This is a genomic window from Mycobacterium sp. E3247 (assembly GCF_001667785.1).
Taxonomy (GTDB): domain Bacteria; phylum Actinomycetota; class Actinomycetes; order Mycobacteriales; family Mycobacteriaceae; genus Mycobacterium.
On sequence record NZ_LZJG01000308.1, the window covers coordinates 1 to 9,835 of the forward strand.

Annotated in this window: 9 protein-coding genes; 3 read left to right on the plus strand and 6 right to left on the minus strand. The window is 68.7% G+C overall.

The features are described from left to right. Positions 1-1,078: PPE family protein (locus tag A9X04_RS16775; RefSeq protein ID WP_067922616.1), on the minus strand; the 1,078-nt coding region annotated here is incomplete at its 3' end. A gap of 97 nt (positions 1,079-1,175) precedes the next feature. Next, positions 1,176-2,087 carry an oxygenase MpaB family protein gene (locus A9X04_RS16780; protein ID WP_067922619.1) on the minus strand — a complete coding sequence of 304 codons (912 nt, stop codon included), beginning with the start codon at positions 2,085-2,087 and terminating at the stop codon, positions 1,176-1,178. A gap of 81 nt (positions 2,088-2,168) precedes the next feature. On the opposite strand from A9X04_RS16780, the gene A9X04_RS16785 reads away from it, so the two are divergent. Then, on the plus strand, positions 2,169-2,837 hold the full coding sequence (locus tag A9X04_RS16785; protein WP_067922604.1) for a TetR/AcrR family transcriptional regulator: 669 nt from the start codon (positions 2,169-2,171) through the stop codon (positions 2,835-2,837). Between the two features lie 7 nt (positions 2,838-2,844). Here A9X04_RS16785 and A9X04_RS16790 read toward each other — a convergent pair whose 3' ends face one another. The 4 genes from A9X04_RS16790 to A9X04_RS16805 all read right to left on the minus strand — a co-directional run bounded on the left by A9X04_RS16790 (position 2,845) and on the right by A9X04_RS16805 (position 7,075). Next, entirely contained in the window at positions 2,845-4,197 is a 1,353-nt protein-coding gene (locus A9X04_RS16790; protein WP_067922622.1) for a hypothetical protein, read from the minus strand. A gap of 27 nt (positions 4,198-4,224) precedes the next feature. After that, the gene (locus A9X04_RS16795) at positions 4,225-5,646 is read right to left on the minus strand and encodes a condensation domain-containing protein (RefSeq protein WP_067922607.1); all 1,422 of its coding nucleotides are present in this window, start codon (positions 5,644-5,646) and stop codon (positions 4,225-4,227) included. Between the two features lie 299 nt (positions 5,647-5,945). Further along, a complete protein-coding gene (locus A9X04_RS16800) occupies positions 5,946-6,494 on the minus strand; it encodes a hypothetical protein (RefSeq protein WP_067922610.1) in 549 nt (182 codons plus the stop codon). Continuing rightward, positions 6,491-7,075, minus strand: a complete 585-nt coding sequence (locus A9X04_RS16805; RefSeq protein ID WP_067922613.1) for a VOC family protein — start codon at positions 7,073-7,075, stop codon at positions 6,491-6,493. The genes A9X04_RS16800 and A9X04_RS16805 overlap by 4 nt, the downstream gene beginning before the upstream one ends. A 110-nt stretch (positions 7,076-7,185) precedes the next feature. On the opposite strand from A9X04_RS16805, the gene A9X04_RS16810 reads away from it, so the two are divergent. Next, a complete protein-coding gene (locus A9X04_RS16810) occupies positions 7,186-8,319 on the plus strand; it encodes an alpha/beta hydrolase (RefSeq protein WP_067922625.1) in 1,134 nt (377 codons plus the stop codon). 104 nt (positions 8,320-8,423) lie between these two features. Next, positions 8,424-9,835 (plus strand): acyl-CoA dehydrogenase (locus tag A9X04_RS16815; protein ID WP_197509195.1); only part of this gene is annotated, 1,412 nt, incomplete at its 3' end.

Genomic DNA, 9,835 nt, shown 5'->3' on the forward strand with positions numbered 1-9,835 from the left:
GTGGCGGTGCTGGCCGCCGGGATCGGGGGCGCAGCGCTGCCGGGTTGCGAGTGTGGCTCAGTTCCGGTGCCGCGGCGGGCAGCGCGGGCGCCGGCGGTGGCGGCGCCGGGACGGGGACCGGCTGAGGTATCCCGGCCAGGCCGGCCAGCCCGGCGAAGCCGGCGACGGCGCCGAAGGGGGCGACCGCGAGCAGCAGCGCGGGGGCCAGCAGCTGCGGCGCCGTGGTCAGGATCTCGAGGATGTGGGTCGGCCAGTCGAACAGCATGAGCTGAACGATGTATTGGAAGGCCAGCGCCGGATTGTGCACCAGGTAGTAGCCGAACTGCTCGAAATCTTCGAGCAGTTCCAGCGCTCGAACGACCCACCAAATCGGTTCCGACGCGTTGGTGTAGGAGTCGTAGGTCAGGCCGTTTACCGTGCCCTGGGCCGGATCCCAGTTGATCCCAAAGTTCTTCAGGATTTGCGCAATGAAGTCGTCGAGCGGATTGTCGATGGTGGGGTCGTGGTCCACGTTCGACGAACTATCGGCTGAAGCGTCCGTCTTCACGATCTGCGGCGCCTGGTCGGCTTGCGGTGTGGACGCCACCGCCGCGGTCGAGACGGCCTGATAGGTCGTCATCGTGGTGGCGGCCTGCACCCACATCCGCGCGTAGTCGGCCTCGTTGACCGCGATCGGAATCGTGTTCACGCCAAAGAAATTCGTCGCCACCAAAGCGCCGTGGATGGCGTGGTTGGCGGCGAGTTCCGGCAGCGTCGGCATGGCCGCCAACGCCGCGGTGTAGGCGACGGCGGCGGTCTGGTGTTCGGCGGCCGCCGCGGCGCTGTCCGCGCCCGCCCGCGTGAGCCACGCGAGGTAGGGCGCATGCGCGGCGACGTACGACTCCGCGCTGGGCCCCTGCCACGAGCCGGCCTGCGCCGCGGCCAAGACGCCGCTGAGTTGCGCTGCGGCCGCGGCGTATTCGGTGCTCAGGTCGGACCATGCGCCCGCCGCCGCGAGCAGCGACGCCGGGCCGGGGCCGCTGCTGAGCAACGCGGAGTGCACCTCGGGTGGCGAGGCCATCCAGATCGGTGCCGTCATAGGTACTCCTCAGGCTGGGAAGGCTTACCAGGCAGAGGAGAGCTTAATGAATATGATTGTCGTTATCAACACGGCCGGGGTTCGGCCGCCGCGCGCGTCAGATCAGTGGGCGCCCCGTCCTGATCCGGCGGTCGACGTCGGCCAGTAGGACGTTGAACGGGAATCGGCGAACGAACCGCGGCAGGCGCCGGTTCACCAGGGCGAGCGCCGCAATCAGCCGTTCGAAGCGCCGTTGCCTGGCGGCGTCCCAGGGCAGGCGCATCTCGTCGCGGAACCGCTGCGGCAGAAAGCCCGTGGTGACGAGCAACGCGAAGTTGTCGCAGGCGCGCTGCAGCCGGCGCGGGAGCGCCAGTCCCGGCATGCGGCCGGCGGCGATGGGATACAGGTATTCGCGGACCGCGTCGTCGATGTGCACCTTGGCCAGCGACTCCTCCCAATACCGGTCGAACGCGGCCCGGTCCGCCGGCCACATCTCGGGGGGCACCTGCAGGGTGGTGGCCAGCGCCATGCCCTCCCGGTAGTGGCGGTCGGCGTCCTCACCGTCCAGCTCGCCGATGAACATGCGGTAGATGTCGACCCCGCCCTTGTACAGGCACGCCCCCACCCACAGCTGCAGGGCGGGGTCGAAAGCGTTGTACTGCACCGGGCTTTCGGGGGTGGAGTAGACCTGCGCGTGGGCGCGGTTCACCGCGCGGCGGAAGGCCTCCTTCTGGGTGTCGCTGCCGTTGGTCGCCACGGCCAGGTAGGTGAAGGTGGTACGTGCGCGCTTGATCGGATGCAGGTCGACGCGGCCGCTCTCGACGCGGCTCTCCATGACGCCGTAGCCGACACCGGGACGCGCCAACTGCATGACCACGTTCGCCGGGCCGGCCAACAGCGCGACGCCCATCAACCCCTCGTCGATGCCGAGCGCCAACCGGCGCCGCCGCGCCGGGGATGGCCGGGGCGGGTCGGCGATGGGGCGCTCGACATGCCGAGCCGGTTCCTGAACAGCCTCGCGGATCGCCATCGTCATCCCCTCCCGCGGCACTGCCGCCAATGTGAGAACGGCTGTTTCCTGATATTGTCGCGACGCCCCGCCGGTGTCAAGATGGGTGGCATGAGCGAGACCTCCAGCGCGCGGCCCTACCGCGGCGTCGAGGCCGCGCAGCGCCTGGCCACGCGGCGCAACCGCCTCTTGGCCGCGGGCCTCGAGCTGCTCGGCGCCGAGCAACAGAGCGTCTCGGCGGTCACCGTCCGCGGCGTGTGCCGTGAGGCCGGGTTGGCGGCCCGGTACTTCTACGAGAGCTTCGCCGACAAAGACGAATTCGTCGGCTCCGTCTTCGATTGGGTGGTTGCCCAGCTGGCCGCCACCACGCAGGCCGCGGTGACGGCGGTGCCGGCGCACGAGCAGACGCGAGCGGGGATGGCCAACATCGTGCACACCATCGCCGACGACGCCCGGCTCGGGCGCCTGCTGTTCAGCACGCAGCTTGCCGATCCGGTGATCGTGCGCAAGCGCGCCGAATCCAGCGCGTTGTTCGCCATGCTGTCCGGCCAGCACGTCGGGGACGCGATGCGGGTTCCGGCAAACGACCGCATCAAGGCGGCGGCGCACTTCGTGGTCGGCGGCGTAGGGCAGACCATCAGCGCCTGGCTCGCCGGCGACGTCCGGCTCGAACCCGACCAGCTCATCGATCACCTGGCCGCCCTGCTCGACGAGCTCGCCGAGCCAAGGCTCTATCGCACCAAGGAATCCCGGGCGGCGGCCGACGCCTAGCGGGTGCTTACGCCGGGCAGGCCGTGCGCCAGGCCGTGGTGGCCGTCAGCCCGAAGTCGCTCAGCGCATCTGAAACGTTGGCTCGTAGTTGCTCAATCGAGTTGTGTCGACCGAGCTCGTAGGCGAGGAACGAGACGAACACCCGGCCGTGCACCCGCCCCGACAACAACGCCAGTGCCCCGTTGGTGCGGTACATGGTCGCGGTGGTCACCCCCGGGTACACCGTCCGCATGGCGAAGTGATCGGCCTCGGTGCCGTCCGCCCGGTTGACGGCCGGGTCCAGCGTCCCGAGGTTTGACGACACGACGGTGATCGCGCTGCCGGTGACCACGCCGATCAGCCGCCGCATGACGCGCTTCGGGATCAGCGGAATCAGCGGCAGCAAGGCCCAGCGCTCGTCGGGCTCGTCCAGGTGGCGGGACAGGGCTTCCTTGACCCTGGTGCGGATCTCGCGCAGGTCGGTCGTCGCCGGAGCGGGGTCGACCGTGATGTCGACATTGACGACCGCGTTCGCGCGGGTGTCGCCCGGGGTGCGCTCGTTGACCGGCATTCCCACGTTGACCGTTCCGTCCGCGGCGACTCGCCCGACTCGTCGGGCGAGGTGGGCGGCCAGTCCAGCGAGCAGCGCGTTGCTCGTCCCCCCGAGTGCCTGCGCGCGCGCGTCCCACTCGTCGGCGTTGATGAACAGCGTCGCCATGGGCAGCGTGATGAGCTCGTCCGCCCCGACGGGCGGCGCGGGCCGCTTGGCGGCCGGCGACGCGGCGGCGCCGGCGTGGCGTGCAGTCCCGGCCAGGCGGATCGCGGCCACCACGGCGCGGCCCACGCTTGATGCGTCGCATGCGGTTTGGTGTGCGTCCTCGCGCACGGCCCGCCACCGCAGCCGTACCGCCGGGGGCGGCCAGTCGATGGTGTCGTCGCGGCCGCACGCCGCGTCCGCCAACGCCTCGCACAGCCCGACGCCGTCGGTGAGGCAATGGGTGGTCACCAGGCTCACCGCCGCGCCGCCGTCGGTCAAGGGGAGCAGGGCAAGGTGGAATCCGGGCCCGTGCTCGGCATCGGGTCGCCTATCCGCCTGTTCCTCCAGCCAGTCGCCGATCGCCTCACGGGGCCGTGGCGCAGCGACGATCTCGAGCTCCGACTGAACGGTGGGAGCCACCCAGCGATGCCTGCCGAACGGCAACGGGGACCGTTCGATGCGGCGACGCAGCCGACCCCGACCGAGATGGCGATGAAACCTTCGCAGCCCGTCGACGTCGACGGCGCGGTCGTATACCCAGATGCACTGCAGCACACTGGTGGTGGCGGTCGCCCGCTCGCCGAGGAACATGGTCTGGTCGGCCAGGTCCAGCACGTTGCTCATCATCCCGACTCCCGCCGTCTCGTGCGTCTAGGCCGCAACCACATCGGGCTGGTCGGGGGTGGTCTCGATCACCCGGGCGAATTCCCGGATCAGCGCCGCCAGGTAGCGCTGCACCGACTCGCGGGCTATCTCGTTGTCCGGGAAGGAGATCGTCACCGTGGTGCGTTCCACGTGCCGGTTGATCCACATGTTGATCCCGCCGGCGGACAGGCTGTCGCCATAGGTGCCGAAATTCATCTCCGTCCACATCCCGACAAGGGGGATCTTTCGAAAGTCGAGGAACGACAACATCATCGGCAGTTGCGTGGGCAGCTTGATGCCCAGCTGATCCGGGGTCGCCAACTCCAGCACGCGCTCGACCGGCACGGCGGCGAGATCCTTGGCGGAGTCGAAGGATTTCTGAGCCGCCCGTGCCGCCTCGGGGAACGAGTCGCCGGCCGTCGGAACCGTCACGGGGATCAGGCTGGCGAACCATCCCACCGTCATGGTGTCGACGCCCATGTCCCGGGTGTCCCTGGCCGTGAACCCGAAATAGGTTTCCTTGCCGGTCAATTGGCGCTCCGCCAACGCCGTGCAAGCCAGGACTCCCCCGATGAACCGGGCACCGGCTGCGCAACATGCGGCGTCGAACGACTCCGTCCCCGCGGCGTCGAGCAAGTCGACCGTGACCAGGTCGCCCTTGCAGCTGGCCCATGTGTCGCCCAGCGGCAGCGGAAAGCTCGGCCAGTCACCGTCGGCCTCACGCGCGAACGCAATCCAGTCCTTGACCTCCGGGGACGACAGGGTCAGGCTCGCCGCCCTCTCCCGCTGCCGCACGGTGTAGTCGCGGTAACTTCTCAGCTCGCGGGGTGCGGGAAGCTCGCCGCCTTGCGCACCCAGCACCAGCTCTTGGTACGTCAGGTGGATGTCGAGGAAGATCAGCGCGGCGGACACGCCGTCGATGTGCAGGTGGTCGACGCTGGCGTAGAAGGTGAAGTGGTCGGGCCCCTGGACGACTCCGTAGGTGAAGCAGCCCCATCCGAGCGTCCCGGGCGTCGTCGTCAAGACGTGCGCACGCGCCTGTTCGGGGCTCATCTGTCCGAACGCCGTCGGAGCGAATTCGATGACCCCGGGGTCGGCGATCGCGCGGCGGACGATGACGCCTTCGACGATCTCGAACCAGCTGTGGTAGGTGTCCTGACCACGGACATGGGCGTTGATCGCCGCCGTCATCGCCGGGATGTCACACGTGCCGGGAATGTCCCACGCCACCACCATCAACCGGGGCAGCTGTCGGTTCATCGTGTCGCCGAGGTGGGCGGTCCAGAGGTGTTGAGTCTGCTGATAACTCGGAACCAAATCGCTCAATGGCGCGGTGCGAGCCGCTTCGTGCGCCGCGGGCGTGGCCGTCCACGTGGTCAGTGGTCCGTGCGGCGGTTCCCATTCGTAGATGTTCCCGAGTGCGACCATTTCTTGATCCTCGCTCTGTGAGGTGCTGATTCCGTTGTGCGGCAAGGGGGTACCGGAAACCCATTCCCGAATGGGTTTTATGCGCAATATGAATTCAATTTCGTACCGGGGAGCTTCGCGAACTGATTTTCGTGTGTGGAGTTGAACCTACGGTCGTCGCTCGTACCCCCGAGTCGCTGTTGTTGGACGCTAGTACAGGAACGCGAGGATTACGCGGTTTTGGACAAGATTCGCAATCCCGCGCGCTGTCGCGGCGACGCCGGTAATCTGCTCTCTCCGGAGCAAACGACCGCACCCGCTCAGGGCAACAGCGGCAGCTGCCACAGCCGCATCCCGGGATCCAGCAGCCAGAACCGCTCCATGGTCAGGCGCATGAGCCGCAGCGCGCTGAAGATCATGAAGGCGGCCAGCGGCAGCTCGACCAGCACAGCGGTGGCCACCGACAGCCAGACGTCCCTGGGGCCTGCGGTCATCAGGTCGAACCATGCGTCGCAGATCAGGAGCACACCGGTGGTGAACGCGGCCGGGATCAGCACCTGGCGGCGCAGGTAGCCCAACACGGCCGTCGCCGCCATGAAGACCATCAACAACACGTCGTAGCCCATCCAGGTGAGGGGCCAGTTGTGCACGACGTAGTTCTCCGGCAGCGTCGTGGACAGATAGCCCAGCCAGGGGATCATCACCGCCGAGCCACCGGCCATCAGGCTCAACCGGATTCGCCGCACGCGGGCCAGGAACACGGGGTCGACGATGTCGCTCACGGGTTGTTCCAGCCGGGTGATCAGGTCACGCCGCTCCCCGGGCGTCAGGGCCGCGATCCGGGCGTCGGAGAGGATGCCCTCGGTCACGGCCGGCCGGCCGGCACCGCGGGCCGGCGGTCGGCCGCAGTCTTCGGCACCGTGCTCGCATCGCTGCTATCGAATTCCTTGACCCAGCAAGCGAATTCGAGCGTGATGCCGTCGGGGTCCTGGAAGTAGAACGAACGCACGTACACCCCGGGATGCACCGTGGCGGACACCTGCATGGGGCTCTCGTCGTGGTTGAGCACCGGCCCCACCCGCACACCCTTCTCCTTGAGGCGCTGACGGTAGGCGTCGAACTTCTCGGCCGGCACGTGGAATGCCAGGTGGTTCATGGTGCTCACCGCGCTGGTGATGTCGCCGATGCCGGGGATGGCGCCCGGCGACGAGATGCCCGGCACCCGGTCGGGAGCGTCGGCGAACCAGAAGAATGCGACGCAGTCGCCGTTGCCCGCGTCGAAGAAGAAATGCTGGCCCGCGCCCCCGGGCAGGTCCAGCGACTTGATCAACGGCATGCCCAGGATGTTGGTGTAGAAGTCCACGGTGCGGGCCATGTCCGAGCAAACGAGCGCGACGTGGTTGATCCCGCCGAGTTCGAATTCCGTGTTGGTGTTGTGGGGCTTGATCATCGCAGTTCCCCTCCGTCCCGGCGTGGGAAATCCTGGCCAAGATGTAATTGAAGAATCTAACATCAGCTTCAGTTTTCTCCGAGATGTCCGTCGCCAGCAGGGCCGCCGAAATGACTCTTCACACCGGTGCCGCGGGAGTGCGCCGCGAGTTCGTCGGTTTGCCGTCGCCCACCGCCGGGCGCGCCGGTGCGGGCGGGCATCCCTGCCAGGGTCTGTACCACCGCGGGGAGGGCCACAAGCCCACGGTGGCGATGATCGCCACCCACTACCAGATCGACTTCTCCGAGCACTACCTCGCCGACTACATGGCCACCCGCGGGATCGGGTTTCTCGGCTGGAATACCAGGTTCCGCGGCTTCGAGAGCAGCTTCCTGCTCGACCATGCGCTGGTGGACATCGGCGTGGGAGTGCGCTGGCTGCGCGAGGTGCAGGGGGTGGAAACGGTTGTGCTGCTCGGCAATTCGGGTGGCGGATCGTTGATGGCCGCGTATCAGTCGCAGGCCGTGGCGCCGAACGTGACCCCGCTGGAGGGGATGCGACCCGCGACGGGCCTGACCGAGTTGCCCGCCGCCGACGGCTACGTGGCCACCGCGGCCCATCCCGGGCGGCCGGACGTGCTGACGGCCTGGATGGACGCCGCCGTCGTCGACGAGAACGACCCCGTCGCCACCGACGCCGACCTCGACCTGTTCAACGAGCGCAACGGCCCGCCGTACGCGCCGGAGTTCCTGGCCCGCTACCGCCGTGCGCAAACGGCGCGCAACCACGCCATCACCGACTGGGCGGAGCGGGAGCTCAAACGCGTTCGCGCGGCGGGATTTTCCGACCGTCCGTTCAGCGTCATGCGCACCTGGGCGGACCCCCGCATGGTGGATGCCGGCATCGAGCCCACGCGGCGTCAACCGAACATGTGCTATGCCGGCGTCCCGGCGAAGGCCAACCGGTCCGCACACGGGATCGCGGCGGCCTGCACCCTGCGCAACTGGCTGGGCATGTGGAGCCTGCGGGTGGCGCAGACCCGGGCCGAGCCACACCTGGCCCGCATCACCTGCCCCGCCCTGGTGATCAACGCCGAGGCCGACACCGGTGTGTTCCCGTCCGACGCCCAGCGGATTTTCGCCGCGCTCGCCGGCCCCGACAAGACCGAGGCGTCGATCGACAGCGATCACTACTTCACCACCCCGGGCGCCCGCGACGAGCAAGCCGACATCATCGCCGACTGGATCGCCAAGCGGTTTCGCTGAGACCCGTCGCCACCCGACCGACCCCTGTGGTCAACCAACCGACCGGTTGTTAGTTTGGAAGCTGCCCGGCCGAGACGGAACCCGAAAGCATGGGAAGGCGACCAATGCCGATCGCTATCACTCCTGAGCATCAAGACCTGGCCGATTCGGTGCGGTCGCTGGTGGCGCGCATCGCGCCGTCCGAGGCATTGCACGCGGCCATGGAAACGCCGATCGACAATCCCCCGCCGTACTGGCAAGCCGCCGCGGACCAGGGCCTGCAGGGCCTGCACCTGGCCGAGTCCGTGGGCGGGCAGGGCTTCGGCATCCTCGAGCTGGCCATCGTGCTGGCCGAGTTCGGCTATGGCGCGGTGCCCGGGCCTTTCGTGCCGTCGGCGATCGCCAGCGCCCTGATCTCCGCCAGCGATCCGCACGCCAAGGTCCTCTCCGAGCTGGCGTCCGGTGCGGCCATCGCCGCATACGCGATGGACTGCTGCGGGCTCACCGCCACCCGCCAGGGTGACACGCTGGTGCTCCGCGGCGAGGTCCGCGCGGTGCCCGCGGCGGCGCAGGCCTCCGTGCTGGTGCTGCCGGTCGCCATCGACAGCGGCGAGGAATGGGTGGTGCTGCGCGCCGAGGAACTCGAGATCGAGCCGGTGCGAAGCATCGACCCGCTGCGCCCCGTCGCCCATGTACGCGCCAACGCCGTCGAGGTGGGCGCAGACGCCGCATTGGGCAACCTGAGCATGGCGACCGCGCACGCATTGATGACGACGCTACTGTCCGCCGAGGCGATCGGGGTGGCGCGCTGGGCGACCGACACCGCGTCGCACTACGCCAAGATCCGCGAGCAGTTCGGCAGGCCGATCGGGCAGTTCCAGGCCATCAAACACAAGTGCGCGGAAATGATCGCCGACACCGAGCGGGCCACCGCGGCGGTGTGGGACGCCGCCCGCGCCATCGACGAGGCACGCGAAAACGATTGGGAAATCAGCGCTTCCAACGTCGAGTTCGCGGCAGCCGTGGCGGCGACGCTGGCACCGGCGGCCGCCCAACGGTGCACGCAGGACTGCATCCAGGTGCACGGCGGGATCGGCTTCACCTGGGAGCACGACACGAACGTGTACTACCGCCGGGCGCTGATGCTGGCCGCCTCCTTCGGCCGCGGTTCGGAGTACCCGCAGAAAGTGGTGCACACCGCCACCAGCACCGGGCTCCGGCCGGTCGACATCGACCTCGACCCCGACACCGAGAAGCTGCGCGATGAGATCCGCGCCGAGGTGGCCGCGCTGAAGGCGATGGAGCGCGACCGGCGCAGGGTCGCCATCGCCGAGGGCGGCTGGACCCTGCCGTATCTGCCGAGGCCGTGGGGGCGCGCCGCCGGTCCGGTGGAGCAGATCATCATCGCCCAGGAGTTCACCGCGGGCCGCGTCAAGCGCCCGCAGATGGGCATCGCGACCTGGATCATCCCGTCGATCGTCGCGTTCGGCACCGAGGAGCAGAAGCAGCGGTTCCTGCCGCCGACCTTCCGCGGCGA